An 18,726-nucleotide genomic window follows, 5' to 3' on the forward strand; every position below is an offset into this window, starting at 1 on the left:
ATTTTCTATCCGCTTATAGCTACATTCTACCCTGTTTGTAACAGCTTTATACGCCATTGGCATATTGCTGATATAATTTTTAAATTACGCTCGTTAATCAACATCGCAGCGAAATGAAAAAACTCTTCTCATTACTTTTATTAATAGTCGGCGTATACAGCAGCACTTTTGCGCAAAGCAGCTGGGTGCAGGAACATTACACTAAAAAGGACGTGTATATCACCATGCGCGATGGTGTCAAACTCTTTACATCTATCTACACGCCAAAAGACGCTTCGGCGAAAACAAAGTACCCAATGATGATGCAGCGTACCTGCTACAGCATTGCGCCTTATGGCGAGGGTAAATACCCGGGTTCTCTGGGGCCATCAAAATACATGATGAACGAGGGTTACATTTTTGTTTACCAGGATGTACGCGGTCGGTACAAAAGCGAAGGCACCTGGACCAACATGACCCCGGTTATAGATAACAAGAAAGGCAAAACCGATGTTGATGAAGGATCTGACACTTACGACACTATCGACTGGTTGGTAAAAAACGTTCAGTTTAACAACGGCCGGGTTGGCCAGTGGGGTATTAGCTATCCGGGCTTTTACACTGCGGCAGGCATCCTAAGCAACCACCCTGCTCTAAAAGCATCATCGCCACAGGCTCCTATATCAGATTTCTTCTTTGATGATTTTCACCATAATGGCGCGTTGCTTGAAAGCTATTTCTTTACTTACCCTGTATTTGGTGTACAAAAGAAAGATACCACAAGCAAAGCATGGTACACCAGCCAGATGTTCAACGCGGGTACCAAAGACGGATACCAATTCCTGCTGGATATGGGCCCGTTGAGCAATGCAGATAAATACTATAAAGACAATTTTTACTGGCAGGAAACCATTAATCATCCCAGCTATGATGAGTTTTGGCAGAAACGCGGCTTATTGAAACACTATAACAAAGTTAAGCCTGCAGTAATGCTGGTAGGCGGCTGGTTTGATGCAGAGGACCTTACAGGGCCTCTGGCTATTTATAAAACCATCGAGAAGAAAGATCCGAGTGCTTATAACACCATTGTAATGGGTCCTTTCGGTCATGGTCGCTGGTCGCGCGAAACCGGGCACACCATGCACAGCAATGTGTACTTTGGCGATAGCATTGCTACTTTCTACCAAACCAACATCGAACAAAAATTCTTTAACCACTTCCTGAAAGGCAATGGCGATAAAAATAGCGGCCTGCCCGAAGCATATATGTTTAATACCGGCAGTAAGGAATGGAAAACATTTGACAAATGGCCCTCTCCTGCCGCTGCACACGTAAAGTTCTATTTAAACAATGATGGCAAACTGGCCAGCACCGCCCCTGCAGCACAAGGATCGGTAAGCTATGTAAGTGATCCTTTAAAACCAGTACCGTATACTGAGGACAACAGCACCACCATGGGCTTTACTCCGCACAATTATATGAGTGAGGACCAGCGTTTTGCCGGTCGCCGACCCGATGTATTAGTGTACCAAACAGACGTATTAACGGAGGACATGACCCTCGGCGGCGAGATCATGGCTAATCTTAAAATTGCCAGCACAACCACTGATGCAGATTTCTTCGTAAAGCTTATAGACGTATATCCGCCAAATGAGCCTAACAACCCCTACATGCCTAATAAGAGTATTATCCTGAGCAACTACCAGCAAATGGTACGTAGCGAGATAATGCCGGCGCGTTTCCGAAAAAGCTTCGAAAAACCTGAAGCCTTGGTCGCTAACCAAAAAACGGATGTTAACTTCCGGCTGCAGGATGTGCTGCATACCTTTAAAAAGGGACACCGTATTATGATACAGGTACAAAGCACCGCGTTCCCTCTGTTTGCCCGTAACCCACAGAAGTTTGTTGACAACCCGTACAAAGCTGCTGAAAGCGACTACATTAAAGCAACAGAAACCGTTTACAACGATAGCTTTATTGATGTGGAGGTGTTGAAGTAAACTTGTCTAACCCTCCCCTAAAGGGGAGGGTTAAAACACCTGCCATGTCAAAAATACTCTGTTCATTAATAACACTACTATTTTTGCAAACATTATCTGCACAGGTAAAAACAACTGTTATCAGTAAAAATGCTATACCTGCTTCCATCAAGTATTCAGGCCATGTTATAAATGCCGTAAACTTTACAGATGAAGCTGGCCGACATTTAGTGATAACCACAGAAACAGGAGAAAAGCAGGCCAAATCAGGTGAGGAAAGCTACCGGGAGGCTGCTTTATACGCTTATGGCTATACTTTAAACAAAGGTGCTTATCATCTTGATTGGAAAGTACAAGACTTTGTAATGAATGCCCGGTAGACATTAGTGCAAACTACGTTCCCGGAAGCTTTTCAGTTACTGATCTGGACAAGGACAACATTGCTGAAGTATGGCTGATGTACAAAACCGCCTGCCGCGGCGATGTAAGCCCGAGCGATATGAAAATCATCATGTATGAGGGCGGCAAGAAATATGCCGTCAGGGGTACCAACAAAATTAAAGTGGGCGAAAAAATTTATGAAGGCGGCGCATACACTACAGACGAGGCCTTCAAAACTGGTCCGCTGGTATTTGCGAAATATGCTGCTACTCTTTGGAAAAAGAATTTATTATCGAATTGAAAATAGTACATCAATAAGAATGAAAATTAAGAATATAGTAGCTGCGCTGGCCCTTTTAATTGCTGGTATCAACTTTACGGCCCATGCCCAGCTCGGCACGAAAAAAGAAGTGTTTACCCGAGCCGACACGTTGAGGGGATCGCTTACTACACCACTGCGTACCTGTTACGACATTAACTATTATCACCTGGATATTAAGTTTGATATCCCGAACAAATTCATCAGTGGCAACGTATTGTTCAAATTTACAGCAGTGAGTGACTTTACCAAACTGCAGTTTGATCTTTGGAACAATCTTAAGCTGGAGAAGGTGGTGTATAAAGGAAAAGAGTTGCCATTTACCCGGGAGTTCAACGCCGTTTTTATAACCTTTCCACAAACGGTAAGTAAGGGCAGTAAAGAACAGTTTACCGTGTACTATTCAGGCAATCCGGTGGTTGCTAAACGCGCCCCCTGGGACGGCGGTATACAATGGGCAATCGATTCGCTTGGCAAGCCGCAGGTTGCAACTGCCTGCCAGGGTATGGGTGCCAGTGTATGGTGGCCTACCAAAGATGTGCAGGATGATGAAGTTGACAGCGCACTCATCAGTATAACAGCTCCCGCTGAGTTGAAGGATGTATCAAACGGTCGCCTGCGTAAAGTAACCAAGTTAAAAGACGGCTCTTCTCGGTTCGACTGGTTTGTTTCACAACCCATAAACAACTACAACATTGAAGCTAATATTGGCGACTATGCACATTATTCCAGTGTTTACCAGGGGGAAAAAGGAAAGCTTACAATGGACTTTTGGCCGCTTAGCTACAACCTGGAGAAAGCTAAGAAACAATGGGGCCTGGATGCGCCAAGAATGCTGAAATCTTTTGAGTATTGGTTTGGGCCTTACCCTTTTTATGAGGACGGCTACAAGTTGATAGAAACACCTCACCTGGGTATGGAGCACCAAAGCGGCACCGCTTACGGTAACCATTACCGCAATGGTTACTTGGGGCGCGACCTATCCGGAACCGGCTGGGGAATGAAATGGGATTTTATTGTAGTGCACGAGAGCGGCCACGAGTGGTTTGGCAACAACATCACCAGTAAAGATCTCGCCGATATGTGGATACACGAAAGCTTTACCAACTATAGCGAATCGTTGTTTATTGAGACGTTTTACGGTAAGCCTGCCGGGCAGGAATACGTGCACGGCACGCGCATGAACATCCAGAACGATGCGCCTATCCTCGGAGCTTACGGCGTTAATAAAGAAGGCAGTGGCGACATGTACTACAAGGGTGGCAACATGCTCAACATGATCCGCACCATTATCAATGATGACGAAAAATGGCGCGGCATCCTTCGGGGGCTTAACAAAACTTTTTACCATCAAACCGTTACTTACGACCAAATTGTCAACTACATAAACCAGGAAAGCGGCATCAATCTAACGCCTGTATTTGAGCAGTACCTGAAGCACCCTAAGCTGCCAATACTTGAGTTCATGACCTTACAAGGCAAGCTCACCGCCCGCTGGATAGCAGACGTTGATACATTTAACATGCCGGTGCGCGTACGCGTTAAAGGCGGCGAGTACAAGTTTATTAAGCCGCGCACGCGCTTCACCCCTGTCGATCTTGATGGAGCCACTAAAGACAATATTGAAGTGGATACTTTCAACTTCTATATCGGCACATTGGTGGAATAACTGCTATATTTTGATAAACACGACCCGTAAGATCCCCATTTTACGGGTCGTGCTTTTTTAGTGTGGTTTCTGCAGGTTTCGGACAGGCGTATAACTCTCCGGATATTAGCTTGTTCAAATATATTTTAGCCGGGGGTGCAACTAATTGTATGTAGCCGGCGTCTAATACATCAAACAACACTAAAACCATGAGATCAATAAAAAAACTAATACTGGCAGCCGCGTTGGTTGCTGTAAACGGCCTTGCAATGGCCAATACCGAAGATCGTCATCTGTCTGGCTTCAACGGAGTTAACGTAGGCGGATCATTTGATGTTTATATCACTCAGGGCTCTACTGAATCAGTTAAGGTAGATGCGCCTTCAGATATCATCGGTCGCATTGTAACCGAAGTTGAAGGCGGCACTTTAAAAATATACACTAAGCGTGACGAGAACAACAATTGGAGCTGGCACAATAAGAAGGTGGTTGTTTATGTGTCGATAAAAGATATAAATAATATTACATTGGCAGGCTCCGGAGATGTGTTCTTTAAAGAAGGCATCCGTGCTAACAACTTAAAAATCAGGCTAAGTGGCTCTGGTGACATTACCGGTAAACTTGACGTTAGTAACCTGGAGAGCAGCATAGCCGGCAGTGGTGACATTACCGTAAGCGGCAGCGCTGATGTATCATCAGTAAGTGTAGTTGGTAGCGGCGATTATACTGGTCAGAACCTGGTAACTAAAAATACATCGGTAAAAGTTGCCGGCAGCGGCGATGCACGGGTAAATGTATCTGAAAAGTTAGATGCCTCTGTAGTTGGAAGCGGTGATGTACACTACACCGGTTCTGTAAAGAATATTAACAGCTCAAAAGCTGGAAGTGGCAGTGTAAGCCGTATGTAACAGCTTTTTAGCTATAAAAAGAAAGGCCCTTCGAAATTTCGAAGGGCCTTTCTTTTTATTTTATGTGGGTTATGCTAATTGCTTAACCAACTTGTCTGCAAGTACTGATTTTGGTACAGCACCGATTTGTTTGTCAACAATCTCGCCGTCTTTGAAAAATAACAAAGCAGGGATGTTACGGATTCCGTATTTCATTGATATACCTGGGTTATTATCTACGTTTACTTTACCTACAAGGGCTTTGCCTTCGTATTCTTTAGCAATATCTTCTACTACCGGGCCTACCATACGACAAGGACCGCACCACTCTGCCCAAAAATCAACAAGTACTGGCTTGTCTGATTTAAGGACAAGTTCTTCGAAGTTTGCATCAGTTATTTCTAAAGCCATGATATTTTTTATTTAAATTTTTTCGTGTACAAATATATACTATTCAAATAGCTTGCCACAAGTAGCTGCATGACAATGTGACAATGAGATTATCCACACCTAACACATTGACTTAAAGATTGACTTAGCAGGGTTACTTTTTGTGTTGAAAACGTATAAAGATAAACTTGTCAAGAAAAAGCTATGGGAGCGATTACGTTAATCTTACTCTTTGTGGCACCGGCCATACAAATAGCATGGTCGATAAAAAGTGTAAAATCCAACTCGAAAACCCGTTTACGTATAGCTACAATAGCCAGCTTTTTCTTGGGGATCTTACTTCCCATAATCGCAACATTTTGTTTCCTGTACAGCATTCCGCCGGATGTAAAGTGTATAACCGGCATTGAAGGTGTAGCTATTATTGGGTGGGGAATTACAATACTTAGCAACCCAACAATAGCTCTTTGTTTTTACTGGCACCGCCGCAAAAAACAACACGCAATACTAATAAGATAGTTGCACTTCTTAATTCAGCATTACCGGGGTATTCGTCAAACTAAGGATATTACAAATTGTACATTCCGCCGTCAGCTATTAATTCTGAACCAAGCAGAAAGGTGGAATCATCAGAGGCGAAGAACGTAACAATTTTCGCCAATTCTTCCATTGTACCGAAACGGCCAATAGGTACTTGTTTAATGATACCCTCTCCCATTTGTTGTAGCTGCTCGTCGGTAAGACCAAGTTTATCAGTGCTGTGGAATGGTGTACCCACCGGCCCCGGACTAACAGAGTTTACCCTTATTTTACGCGGCAGCAGCTCTATGGCCAAGTTTTTTGTAAGTGAAAGCAGTGCGGCTTTACTTGCAGCGTAAACGCTGGCACCTGCCATGCCGATGTGCGCATTTATAGAAGTGTTGAATACAATTGAACCACCATCATTCACAAGCGGTAATATTTGCTGAAGGCTGAAATAAGCGCCTTTGAAGTTGATGTCCATAATTTCGTCAAACATCTCTTCGCTCATCTGCTCAACCGAATTGAATTTACCTACTCCGGCATTGATAAATACGATATCTATTTTCTGGCTAATGGCTTTTATCTGCTCGCGTAAGGTGTTAATAGATGCTATGCTACCACTATCTGCTATTACGCCGTAAGCGTTCTCTCCAAGGTCAGCAACGGCCTCGTCTACCGCTTTACGATTACGGCCGGTAATTATTACCGTTGCACCCTGGTTTATAAATTCCTTTGCTGTGGCCAGGCCTATACCGCTGTTACCGCCTGTTATTACTGCTGTTTTGTTCGCTAACTTTTTCATTATCTTTGTTTTGATAGATCAAATGTACTGTGCAAAGCAGGGCGTGTCAAGAATGCACCATTTGGTGCGCCACGCACTAAAAAGTAGGTTATGGGTCCTTTTACCCCAAACACATTTCGGCCGTTTACAAGATGACAAAACAAAGACAGACTGATTACACCTGCAGCATGGCAGCCGCACTTGCTGTGATTAGCGGTAAATGGAAACTGAAGATACTTAATCAGTTGTTAACTGGCCCTAGGCGTTATAGCGAAATAAACCGCAACATAGACGGCATGACCGAGAAAATGTTGTCCCAGCAGCTTCGTGAGCTGGAAGAGGACGGTATTGTGGCCCGCAAAGTATACCCTGAAGTACCACCACGTGTAGAATACACTTTTACTGACCTCGGCGCCGAGTTGTCTGATATCTTTTACGCCCTCGAAAAATGGGGCAGTCACTTCCTTACTGCACAAACTGGTACTATTATTAAAGAAGATGCCAGCTGCTATGTAAATATTAAAGACGCTGTAGATGTAATAAACAATTAATTCAGCATTGCCGGGGTATTCGTCAAACTCAGGATGTCAGCCATAAGGTCATCACTTGGGCTTACCTTGAATTGCTTTGATGACAAGTTTACCGACATCGACTCTTCTCCATCCATTATCTTAAACTTAAGCTGGCAATTCCTTGACGGATAGCGTTGATTGTTATTATTGATCACTTCCAACAAGTTGTTCATCAACCCATCGCTTAGTGCCCGTACATCCAGGCAAACCGTTAATGATTTGGTAAACTTATCCCGCATCTCTGATAGCAGGCTCATGGTAGCTACCCTTAAATCCCAGTTATCTTTCTGGCGGAACTTTTCTTCAATGGTGCCTTTTACATGCAGGAAGTAGCCTTCTACCATGAGGTTGCGGAATTTAACGTAGTCCTCACCAAAAAAAGCAAACTCGTAAGACTCGTTATAGTCTTCCAACACAAAGGTGCCAAAAGGCTTGCCCATCTTGGTCATCTTATGTTGAACACTGGATACTAAGCCGCCCACACATATCTCACCCCGCTTACGCAGGTTTGCCAATATATTTACAGCTTCTTCGCCTCCCTCTCCAGATTTGGCTTTTTGAATATTCTTTAGCTCACTAACCGTGGTATTGCAAAATTTGTCCAGCTCCAGCTTATAGTTATCAAGCGGGTGGCCGGTAAGATAAATACCGATAACATCTTTTTCGTACTTCAGCTTTTCAATCAGCGGCCACTCCTCTGCTGTCGGCAAAGTTGGTTCGGGGATATAGGATGCAACCGATCCACCAAAAAGCGAAGATTGTGAGCTGCTTTGCGTATTCTGATAATCATTGCTGTATTTTATCAGTCGTTCTACACCGGTAAGCAATCCATTCTCCGTTTTAGCGAAGAACTGGGCACGGTTTAATCCAAAACCATCAAACGCCCCACCCATCACCAGGTTCTCGTAAGCCTTGCGGTTAACTGACCGGGTGTTAGATCGCTGAGCGAAATCGTAAACAGTTTTATAGGGACCGTTGGCATTACGCTCTTCAATAATGCTCTCCACCGCCTTCTCGCCTACGCCTTTTACCCCAGCCATTCCAAAGCGGATAACCCCACGCTTACTCGCCGTGAATGACATTTCACTCTCATTGATATCTGGGCCCAAAACTTCAACCCCCATGCGCCGACATTCTTCCATAAAGAAGGTTATCTTTTCCATGTTATTCTGGTTATTCAATACCGCAGCCATGTACTCAGCGGGGTAATGCGCTTTTAAGTATGCGGTTTGATACGCAACAAACGCGTAACAGGTAGAGTGCGATTTATTGAACGCGTACTGGGCGAACGCTTTCCAGTCGTTCCATATTTTGGTAAGCTTATCTTTAGGGTGCCCTTTTGCCATAGCGCCGTCCATAAACTGCGCCTCCATTTTATTAAGCACCTCAATCTGCTTTTTACCCATTGCCTTACGCAACACGTCGGCATCGCCTTTACTAAAGCCTGCCAGTTTTTGCGATAAAAGCATCACCTGTTCCTGGTACACGGTAATACCGTAGGTCTCGCCCAGGTACTCCTCCATATCGTCCAGGTCAAAAACAATAGGTTCCTGCCCGTGCTTACGCTTAATAAAGTTTGGTATGTACTCTATTGGACCCGGGCGATAAAGGGCGTTCATGGCAATAAGGTCCTCAAACTTATCCGGCTTAAGATCGCGCAGGTACATTTGCATACCGTCACTTTCAAACTGGAACGTACCATTGGTATCGCCGCGCTGGTAAAGCTCATAGGTTTCCTGGTCATCCAGCGGGATGTAATCTATGTCGATTTCAACATCATGATTATGCTTGATCATCCGCAAGGCGTCCTTGATAATGGTAAGGGTCTTTAACCCCAGAAAGTCCATCTTTATAACACCTGCGTCTTCAATCACCCGGCCATCATACTGGGTTACCAACAAGTCGGAGTCCTTTGCCGTAGCAACCGGAACAATCTCGGTAAGGTCATAGGGCGCTATAATTATACCAGCAGCGTGTACACCGGTATTACGTACAGATCCCTCCAGCTTTTCGGCTTCGCGAAGCACTACCCCTTTAAGGTCTTCAGATTTGTATATCTGCTGCAACTCCGGCACCTGCTCTATAGCAGTTTTAAGGTTGATACCAAGCGTTTCCGGCACCAGCTTCTTCAGCGCGTTCACGTCCGAAAGCGGCATATCAAGTACCCGGCCTACGTCCTGTATACTGGTACGGGCAGCCATGGAGCCGTAGGTTATGATCTGTGCTACCTGGTTCTTGCCATATTTATCTACCACGTAATCTATCACCTTCTGTCGGCCGGCGTCATCAAAGTCCGTATCAATATCGGGCATACTCTTACGATCCGGGTTGAGGAAACGTTCGAACAGGAGGTTATACTTAAGCGGATCTATATTGGTGATGCCGGTACAGTAAGCAACTACCGACCCCGCTGCAGAACCACGGCCGGGACCGATAAACACACCCATATCTCGCCCGGCTTTTATAAAGTCGGCTACAATAAGGAAGTAACCCGCAAACCCCATAGTACGGATAGTGAAGAGCTCAAAGTTTATGCGCTCTTCGGCTTCAGGGCTTATATCTTTATAGCGCTCCTTCGCCCCCATAAAGGTGAGGTGCTTCAAGTACTCCCACTGGTTTAGCGTGTCGGCATCGGGAGTAAGGTCACTGTGTATTTTAAATTCTTCGGGAATAACATAGTTGGGCAGCAGGATGTCGCGCTTCAGCTTAAGCGTTTCTACCTTGTCAACTATCTCGTTGGTATTATCTAATGATTCGGGAATATCATGGAACAGCTTGCCCATTTCTTCCTGCGACTTAAAGTAAAACTGGTCGTTAGGGAAGCCAAACCGGTACCCTTTGCCACCTTCCTCGTCAGTAGCTATCGGGGTGCTTTGCATATCGCCGGTGTTTACGCAAAGCAAAATGTCGTGCGCGTTAGAGTCCTGCTGATCCACGTAGTGGGAATCGTTGGAGCAGATAACCTTCACGCCGTATTTTTTGGCAAACTTTAGCAATACGTTGTTGATGATCTCCTGCTCGGGTATCTCATGACGCTGTACCTCAATGTAGTAGTCCTCGCCAAAAATATCCAGCCACCATTTAAATTCCGCCTCGGCAGCTTCTTCGCCGTCGCGCAGGATAGCCTGCGGTACCGATGCTCCTATGCAGCAGGTAGTAGCAATAAGGCCTTTATGGTATTTAAGAATGAGCTCCTTATCAATTCGCGGCCACTTGCTGTACAAGCCCTCCATGTAGCCCAACGAGCAAAGTTTAACCAGGTTCTTGTACCCTTCGGGGTTCTTAGCCAGTAGAAGCTGGTGGTAACGCTTGTCTTTTTTCTCTTTGGTGAATTGTTTAACGTGCCTGTCGTTTACCACGTAAAACTCGCAGCCAACAATAGGTTTCACGTTATGCTTACCCGCTTCTGCAACAAATTTAAACACACCAAACATGTTACCATGGTCGGTAATGGCAAGCGCTTTCATTCCATCCTTTGCTGCTTTTTTATACAGTTTGGATATATCGGCGGCGCCGTCGAGCAAGGAGAATTGGGTGTGTACGTGCAGGTGCGAAAATTCGGGCATGGGCTATCTCTTTCAACTAATCCGGTGAGATACAAAATTACCAAAAAAGGCAAAGCGGCGAAGCAAGCCAGGATAATATTATTATCAACATAATACCTTCAACAGCTTTTGCCTCATTACGCTCCGGCACGGCTGGCACGCTTTTTAGTTGTAAAGAATATATTACACTGCTGCCCACAGCTATGTTTATTAGCCGATACTGCTATAATAAAAAACAATCCTCTCCTTTTCGGTGTTGAAAAAACATCCGGAATGCGGTAAAAACAATCATTTTACACAACTATAGGTACTATTCATAACTTCTACTAATTTGGAACGATTTGGACGCATTGCCCTCAAAACTATCCTTTGGATTATTGCGAGTGTTATATTTTTGATATTGCTTGTAGTGATTTTGATACAGGTTCCCGCCGTACAAAACTTCGCTAAGAATAAAGCTGTAACTTTTCTACAAAACAAGATCCACACCAAAGTGGAGATCGGTCACATCAGCCTTGGCTTGCCTAAATTACTGGTGTTGGAAGATGTTTACTTTGAAGATCAGCAGAAAGACACGCTTATAGCAGGCGACAAGCTAAAGGTAGATATTACGTTGATGAAGCTCCTAAAAAACAAGGTAGAGATTAACGAGATAAACCTGCAAGGCATTACCGCTAAAGTTAGCCGCAGGGCAGACAGCACCTTCAACTTTGATTATATTTTAAAAGCCTTTGCCGGCGAACAAAAGAAAGAGCCCAAACCTGAGGACACTACTTCTACCATGCAGTTCTCGGTGGATAAGATAAACCTGGATAGGATAAACGTAGCGTATAAGGATGTAACTACAGGTAACGATGTAAAGTTCCTGCTAGGTCACCTTGACACACGTATAAAGGACTTTGATCTGGACAAGATGAAGTTCACCATACCAAAAATTAACTTAAGTGGGGTTAATGCTAAGATCATCCAGACTCCGGCAGGTTCAACTATTGCACAAGCAGCTACAGTTGATACTGCTGTAACGCCGCTGAATATGGACCTTACCCTCGGCGAGATAGATGTAGATAAGGTAAAGGTTGATTACCGCAGCAACGAAATGGACGCTAGTGTCGATCTCGGTAAGTTCCTGGTGAACATGGATAAGATAGACCTTAAAAACCAGTTTGTAGGTGTAAAGTCCATTACGCTGAATGATACTAAAGCAGGCGTAAGGTTTGCAAAACCGAAAACGGTAGTAAAGGCAGCTGTTAATGCCGTTAAAAAGCTGGACACACTGGTGTCGGTACGTCAGACAGCAAAGGGGTGGACGGCCGCCTTAGGAAAAATCACCTTAGCTAATGATGATATTAAATTTGATAATGATGCACAGGCACCTATCCGTCGCGGTCTGGACTTTGCCCACATGCATATTCAAAACCTGAATACCAACATTGAAAACCTGAAGTACAATCCCGACAGCTTATCCGGTCGGGTAAATACTTTAACTTTCAATGATAAAAGCGGCTTAAAGATAAACACCTTCCATACTAACTTCTTTTATGGTGCTCATGGCGCTTACCTTAAAGACCTGCTGGTGGAAACACCTGGCTCGACTATCCAAAAAGAACTGATAGTTGGCTACCCGTCTATCGAGTCGCTTACTAAAAACCTGGGTGCGCTAAGCATAAACGCCAATCTTGACGGTAGCAAGTTGAGCTTACGCGATGTACTGTTATTGATGCCAACCATGTCGTCAATGGAGCCGTTCAAATCATCACCAAATACGGTATTAAAGATTAACGGCAGGGTTGCAGGCACAGTTGGTAATCTTCGTATCCCTAACCTGGAGCTAAGCGGCTTTGGCAATACTTATGTAAAAGCATCCGCAATTGCCCGCGGCCTTCCCGATGTGGAAAAGGCGTACATCGATCTTAATATCACAGATTTCCGTACTAGCCGTCGTGATATAGTGCGCCTGGTACCTAAAGGTACTATTCCGCCAAACGTGAGTATCCCCGAGAACATGGACCTTAAAGGCACCTTCAAAGGCACCATGAAGAACTTTAACACCCGCATGAACCTGCGCAGCAGTTACGGCGCGGTTGATCTAATTGCAGCCATGAAGAGCGGCAGGCGCAAAGGCAGTGAAACCTATACTGCTAACATCAAAGCCAACAACTTAAACGTAGGCGCCTTAACCAAACAGCCGCAAATGGTAGGTATGGTTACCATGAGTGCAAACATCAGCGGTGCAGGGCTTGATCCTAAAACGGCCAACCTTAAATTTAATGGCAATGTTGCACGGGCTTATGTAAAAGGCTACAACTACCACAATCTGGTGGTTAAAGGTACAGCGCGTAACGGCAGTTATGTGGCCAACGCATTTATGGGCGATCCTAACATCCACTTCAGCCTGGATGCTAAAGCAAACATGAACAAGAAATACCCGGCGGTAAATGCAACGCTGATGGTAGATAGCATAGATTTGCAAAAACTCGGCTTTACTAAAGATGTAATGCGTTTTCATGGGAAAATTGTGGCTGATGTGCCTACTGCCGACCCTGACTACCTAAACGCTAATATCCTGGCAACCGAACTGGTGATAAACAATGCCGGTCAACGCATTAACCTGGATACCGTAAGCCTGATCTCAACCGCAAATGCAGATAGCAGCAGCCTGCGCCTTAAAACACCAATGTTTTACGCGCATTTGGGCGGTAAGTATACCCTTACCGGCATAGCCCCCGCCATTACAGATGTAATTAACAAATACTACAATACTGGTTTGGTAAGCAAAACACCGGCAGTAAAGACCAAATACTCGCCGCAGCAATTCATTTTTGATGCACGGTTGGTTAAAACTCCGCTGGTAGAAAAATTTGTTCCGGACCTAAAGCGGCTTGACCCAGTTTTGTTCAATGGCCGCTTTAACAGCACAACCGGCGAGCTACTGGTAAATGGCTCGGTGCCAACGGTAGTATATGGCACCAACACCGTTAACAACATGAAACTAGCCGTAAACACCGGCAACAACGCGCTTAACTACAACCTTACTGTTGATGAAGTTAAAGTAGGCTCATCGCTTGACCTGCTGTACACCAGCATTTCCGGTGCTGCACAAAACAACAAGCTCGGCATCAGTTTACAAGTGCGCGATCAGGCTAAGAAGGAGCGCTACCGCGTAGCAGGTACTTTCAGCGTAATACCTGACGAATACCAGTTCAGCTTTGCACAGGACGGCTTATTGCTGGATTACACAAATTGGGCGGTAAGTGCAGATAACTTCCTGCAGTTTGGCAACAAAGGTATATTAGCACACAACTTCAGCATTACCAATGCCAACCAGGTTTTGAGTGCTAATACCACATCCGGCCAGTACAACTCGCCAATAACGGTAGATTTCCGCAACTTCAAAATAGAGACACTTACCAAACTAGCTAAACAAGATTCGCTGCTTGTAGGCGGTACAATAAACGGTAATGCGGTGGTTGGTAACTTCCAGAAGTCGCCAACATTTACCGCGGCCATGAACATCAGCGACTTTAACTTCAAGCAAGATACAGTCGGCAACATAGCCATTAAGGTGAATAATCAAACTGCCAACGCCTACGCTGCACAAGTAAGCATCACCGGCAAAGGCAACCAGGTAGACCTTAATGGTATGTATTACACCACCCCCGAAAGCCGCTTTGATCTCAATCTGAATATTGTCAACCTGGGCATGAAGAGTATTGAAGGTTTCAGCTTTGGGGCATTAAAGAATGCAAGTGGCAATATCACGGGCCAGCTGCGCATTACAGGTACAACAACAGCGCCGGCAGTGCGGGGTAATATCAACTTTAACAAGGTTGCGTTTAACGTGGCAATGCTTAACTCCTACTTTACTATGCCGCAGGAAAGCATCACCTTTAACGACGAAGGTATCCGCTTTAACGACTTTACCCTTGTGGACTCCACCGGCAACAAAGCCATTGTTACCGGCGCGGTTTATACAAAAACCTATACAGACTTTAAGTTTGGTATGGATATCCGTACCGATAACTTCCGTGTGATTAACTCAACCAAAGCAGATAACCAGCTATTCTACGGTAAGCTGTTCCTGAACAGTAATATTAAGATACGCGGCGACATGGCTAAGCCTGTGGTTGATGCAACACTTACCGTTAACGACAAAACCGACCTCACCATCGTTCTGCCTACTGCGGACCCCGGCGTAGAAGACCGAAAAGGTGTGGTAGAATTTGTTGACAAGGACGCACCAAAGCTCGACTCTATCCTGATTGCGCGGCAGCTTGATTCGCTTAAACAATCTGAGATCACCGGGCTGGATGTAAATGCTACTGTTAACGTGGATAAGAATGCCAACTTTAACATTGTTATTGACGAGCGCAACGGCGACGTAGTAAACCTTAAAGGTGAGGCCCACCTCAGCGGTGGTATCGACCCAAGCGGCAAAACCAGCTTAACTGGTACCTACGTGGTTAACCAGGGATCGTACAACTTATCGTACGCAACAGTAAGCCGTAAGTTTAACTTCAAACAAGGCAGCACCATTACCTGGACCGGCGACCCAACCAGCGCAAATATCGACCTTACTGCTATTTACGTGGCCAACGTCCCTCCTATAGATCTTGTAGCTAACCAGTTGCCGGATGCAAGCGCGGGACAGTACAAGCAAAAACTACCGTTCAACGTAAACCTGAAGCTGCGTAACGAGTTAATGAAACCGGATATCAGTTTTGACATTGTATTGCCGGACAGCAACTACAACGTTTCTGCAGATGTTACCAATACCGTTGCTACCAGACTAAACCAAATAAGGCAGGACCCCAACGAGCTGAACAAGCAAGTACTGGGTGTGTTGATACTGGGCCACTTTATTGGCGACAACCCACTGCAAAGCCAGGGCGGCAGCGCCGGCGTAGAAGGTGCTATCCGCAGCAGCGTGAGTGGTTTACTTACCGATCAGCTGAACAACCTTGCAGGCAGCCTTATTTCCGGTGTCGACCTTAACTTTGGGCTAACCTCCGGGCAGGATTACTCCACCGGTACGGCGCAGAACCGAACGGACCTGAACGTAGGGCTTTCCAAGCGGTTCCTGAACGACAGGCTTACTGTTACTGTAGGTAACAACTTTAACCTGGAAGGAGCGCAGCAGGGCCAGAAAACGTCGAATATTGCGGGCAACCTGTCGGTGAATTATAAGCTGACAAAAGATGGCCGCTTCGCAATCCGAGGTTACCGCAAGGATGAATACATCGTTATACAGGGACAGGTAATAGAGACCGGCATCGGTTTTACCCTGACGGTAGACTATAACCGTTTCCGCGAGATATTCCGCAAACGCACGCCGGAAGAACGCGAAATGCGCAGGCGCTACAAGCAAGAACAAAAACAGAAAGACGAACAGGAAAAGGAGTCTCAGCAAAAAGATAAAGACGACAGGACCAAGACCCAGACCACAACCATACAATGATTAAACGTATAAAATATCTGTTGCTATTAACTGCATTTATATCAGCATGCAGTACTACTAAGTACATCCCCCCTACCGAAAAATTGTACACCGGCAGTTCGGTGAAAATTGCAGACAAGGACATTAAAAAAAGCGATGCAAAGGCATTAAGCAGTGAAATGCAGGCGCTTGTGCGCCCAAAACCAAACTCCAAAATCTTAGGTTTAAGGTATAAGCTCTGGTTCTATTACAAGACCAAAGCACGTAAAGGATTCATCCAAAAGTTCTTCAGCAAATTTGGCGAGCCACCAGTATTTGTAAGCCAGGTAAACCTGGAAAAGAATAGCGAAATAATGCAGAACCGCCTGCAGAATGAAAGCTATTTCCAGGCGACAGTTAGTGGTGACACCATTGGTAAAGCAAGAACCGCCAGAGCTGAATTCACGGTGAATGCAGGCCCGTCTTACACCATTCGCAACATCGAATTCCCGCTGGCAACAGATAACAGTTTGGACACCGCCGTACGCGGCACCATGAAAGAGACGCTATTAAAGAAAGGCGATAAGTACAACCTGGATGTGATCAAGTCTGAACGTATACGTATTGACGCCCGTCTAAAAGAAAAAGGCTTTTTCTACTTTGCACCAGAGCAATTGATCATCAGGGTTGACAGCACTGTGGCAACACACCAGGTGGATCTTACTGTGCGCATCAAACCGGAAACACCTGAACGTGCCCGCGAGATCTATACCATCCGCAACCTGTATGTTTATCCAAATTACTCATTGCGCGATACATCATTAAAACTGGACCAAGCAAAACCTTACCGCTGGTACAACGTGGTAGACCCACGCAAAACGGTTAAGCCTTATCTGTTTGCCAACACCGTATTGCTGCATCCTAACGATACTTACAGCCGCACTACGCACAACAACTCGCTTAACAGGTTTATCAACCTTGGACCTTTCCAATATGTAAAAAATCGCTTTGAGGATGTAACGCCTGATTCGCCAAAGCTGGATGTGTACTACTTCCTTACTCCATACAAAAAGAAATCGCTGCAACTGGAGCTTTTAGGCCGCACAACATCCGCAAACTACACCGGCTCGCAGGTTAACCTTAATTGGCGCAACCGCAATGCCTTTAAAGGTGGCGAGCTGCTTACCGTTACGTTGTTTGCCAGTACCGACGTGCAGATTGGCGGCAACAACGGAGGGTATAACGTATTCCAGTATGGTATACAGCCGTCCATATCATGGCCACGAATAATCAGTCCGTTTAACTTTAATTCTGATAACGCCTACATACCGCGTACAACGCTAACGCTTAACTACACCTCGGTTGTTCGTTCTAAACTATACTCGCTTAACTCGTTCAGCGGTTCATTTGGCTATAGCTTTAAAACCAACGTACATAAGCTGAACGAACTTAACCTGCTGGAGATCACTTACGTAAAACCACGTAATGTACAGCAGCTGTACCTGGACAGTATTGCTAAAACGCCAAACCCGGCATTAAAGCACGTTATCGATCCGCAGTTCACCTGGGGACCGAGCTATGCGTACACATACGATAACACAACAGAAGATTACCGCACCAACAGTTTCTTTTACAGAGGCAAGCTAAGCTTATCAAACAATATTTATGGTTTAGTTACAGGTGCCGATACACTCGGCGGAAAAGTTAAAAAGCTTTTCGGTACACCGTTCAATCAGTACATTAAACTTGAGAATGAGATCAGGTACTTCCACAAGCTTGGGCTGGGCAGCAAGTTTGCAGCAAGGTTCCTGGTAGGTCTTGGTCAGCCTTATGGCAACTCCACCATCCTGCCATACAGCCAGCAGTTCTTTATTGGCGGCCCTAACAGCTTAAGAGGTTTCAGAGCACGCTCTGTAGGACCAGGCAGCGTAGATGCAAGCGCATTAAACGGCGGTTTTATTGCTGACCAATCGGGTGATATAAAGATAGAGGCCAACCTGGAATACCGGGTTAAGCTTTTCAGCATAGTTTATGGCGCACTGTTTACGGATGCCGGTAACGTTTGGAACGCCAAACCGCACCAGGCAGGCGGTACATTCGGACCCAATTTCCTGAAACAGATGGCTGTTGATGCCGGGTTTGGCTTAAGGTTCGATGCTACCATACTGGTATTTCGTGCCGACATGGGCTTTCCGCTGCTAACGCCTTATCCACAGGCAAACGGCAGCCGGTCTATTCCGTTAAGTTTTGATAAAGCCATATTGAACATTGCTATTGGCTACCCGTTCTAGTATAACAATGTAAACACAC

The 18,726-nt window shown here is 45.3% G+C and carries 10 protein-coding genes and 1 pseudogene; 7 read left to right on the top strand and 4 right to left on the bottom strand.

Going from position 1 to position 18,726, the window contains the following annotated elements; all coding sequences use genetic code 11:
* Positions 1-113: 113 nt before the first annotated feature.
* The 4 genes and pseudogenes from DYU05_RS16875 (at position 114) to DYU05_RS16895 (ending at position 5,214) form a co-directional block, all read left to right on the top strand.
* Positions 114-1,979 (top strand): CocE/NonD family hydrolase, encoded by a 1,866-nt coding sequence (locus DYU05_RS16875; protein ID WP_117384312.1) that lies wholly within the window; start codon positions 114-116, stop codon positions 1,977-1,979.
* 44 nt (positions 1,980-2,023) lie between these two features.
* Positions 2,024-2,640 (top strand): annotated as a pseudogene (locus tag DYU05_RS21515) (M949_RS01915 family surface polysaccharide biosynthesis protein).
* A gap of 19 nt (positions 2,641-2,659) precedes the next feature.
* Complete coding sequence (locus DYU05_RS16890; RefSeq protein ID WP_117384315.1) at positions 2,660-4,327, top strand: M1 family metallopeptidase; 1,668 nt, start codon at positions 2,660-2,662, stop codon at positions 4,325-4,327.
* A 188-nt stretch (positions 4,328-4,515) separates the two neighbouring features.
* Positions 4,516-5,214: a head GIN domain-containing protein gene (locus DYU05_RS16895; protein ID WP_117384316.1), complete on the top strand. Its 699-nt coding sequence runs from the start codon at positions 4,516-4,518 to the stop codon at positions 5,212-5,214.
* A gap of 69 nt (positions 5,215-5,283) precedes the next feature.
* Here DYU05_RS16895 and trxA read toward each other — a convergent pair whose 3' ends face one another.
* The 3 genes from trxA to DYU05_RS16910 form a co-directional block, all read right to left on the bottom strand.
* Complete coding sequence (trxA, locus tag DYU05_RS16900) at positions 5,284-5,604, bottom strand: thioredoxin (protein WP_117384317.1); 321 nt, start codon at positions 5,602-5,604, stop codon at positions 5,284-5,286.
* 170 nt (positions 5,605-5,774) lie between these two features.
* Positions 5,775-5,990: a hypothetical protein gene (locus DYU05_RS16905; protein ID WP_117384318.1), complete on the bottom strand. Its 216-nt coding sequence runs from the start codon at positions 5,988-5,990 to the stop codon at positions 5,775-5,777.
* A 161-nt stretch (positions 5,991-6,151) separates the two neighbouring features.
* Positions 6,152-6,907 carry an SDR family oxidoreductase gene (locus tag DYU05_RS16910; RefSeq protein WP_117384319.1) on the bottom strand — a complete coding sequence of 252 codons (756 nt, stop codon included), beginning with the start codon at positions 6,905-6,907 and terminating at the stop codon, positions 6,152-6,154.
* Between the two features lie 131 nt (positions 6,908-7,038).
* Between DYU05_RS16910 and DYU05_RS16915 the strand changes: the two genes are divergently transcribed.
* A complete protein-coding gene (locus tag DYU05_RS16915) occupies positions 7,039-7,437 on the top strand; it encodes a winged helix-turn-helix transcriptional regulator (RefSeq protein ID WP_117384320.1) in 399 nt (132 codons plus the stop codon).
* Here the strand turns inward: DYU05_RS16915 and dnaE are convergent.
* Complete coding sequence (gene dnaE, locus DYU05_RS16920; protein ID WP_117384321.1) at positions 7,434-11,024, bottom strand: DNA polymerase III subunit alpha; 3,591 nt, start codon at positions 11,022-11,024, stop codon at positions 7,434-7,436. The genes DYU05_RS16915 and dnaE overlap by 4 nt on opposite strands.
* Positions 11,025-11,334: 310 nt before the next feature.
* On the opposite strand from dnaE, the gene DYU05_RS16925 reads away from it, so the two are divergent.
* On the top strand, positions 11,335-16,458 hold the full coding sequence (locus DYU05_RS16925) for a translocation/assembly module TamB domain-containing protein (protein WP_117384322.1): 5,124 nt from the start codon (positions 11,335-11,337) through the stop codon (positions 16,456-16,458).
* Positions 16,455-18,707 carry a translocation and assembly module lipoprotein TamL gene (gene tamL, locus DYU05_RS16930; RefSeq protein ID WP_117384323.1) on the top strand — a complete coding sequence of 751 codons (2,253 nt, stop codon included), beginning with the start codon at positions 16,455-16,457 and terminating at the stop codon, positions 18,705-18,707. Before DYU05_RS16925 ends, tamL begins: the two co-directional genes overlap by 4 nt.
* Positions 18,708-18,726 lie beyond the last annotated feature (19 nt).

Origin of the sequence: Mucilaginibacter terrenus, from assembly GCF_003432065.1 — a bacterium.
GTDB classification, from domain to species: domain Bacteria; phylum Bacteroidota; class Bacteroidia; order Sphingobacteriales; family Sphingobacteriaceae; genus Mucilaginibacter; species Mucilaginibacter terrenus.

What these genes read in the sequence shown, in the direction of transcription:
- DYU05_RS16875 (WP_117384312.1), top strand. Translation starts at nt 114, where the DNA reads ATGAAAAAACTCTTCTCATTACTTTTATTAATAGTCGGCGTATACAGC.
- DYU05_RS16890 (WP_117384315.1), top strand. Translation starts at nt 2,660, where the DNA reads ATGAAAATTAAGAATATAGTAGCTGCGCTGGCCCTTTTAATTGCTGGT.
- DYU05_RS16895 (WP_117384316.1), top strand. Translation starts at nt 4,516, where the DNA reads ATGAGATCAATAAAAAAACTAATACTGGCAGCCGCGTTGGTTGCTGTA.
- trxA (WP_117384317.1), bottom strand. Translation starts at nt 5,604, where the DNA reads ATGGCTTTAGAAATAACTGATGCAAACTTCGAAGAACTTGTCCTTAAA.
- DYU05_RS16905 (WP_117384318.1), bottom strand. Translation starts at nt 5,990, where the DNA reads ATGCCGGTTATACACTTTACATCCGGCGGAATGCTGTACAGGAAACAA.
- DYU05_RS16910 (WP_117384319.1), bottom strand. Translation starts at nt 6,907, where the DNA reads ATGAAAAAGTTAGCGAACAAAACAGCAGTAATAACAGGCGGTAACAGC.
- DYU05_RS16915 (WP_117384320.1), top strand. Translation starts at nt 7,039, where the DNA reads ATGACAAAACAAAGACAGACTGATTACACCTGCAGCATGGCAGCCGCA.
- dnaE (WP_117384321.1), bottom strand. Translation starts at nt 11,024, where the DNA reads ATGCCCGAATTTTCGCACCTGCACGTACACACCCAATTCTCCTTGCTC.
- tamL (WP_117384323.1), top strand. Translation starts at nt 16,455, where the DNA reads ATGATTAAACGTATAAAATATCTGTTGCTATTAACTGCATTTATATCA.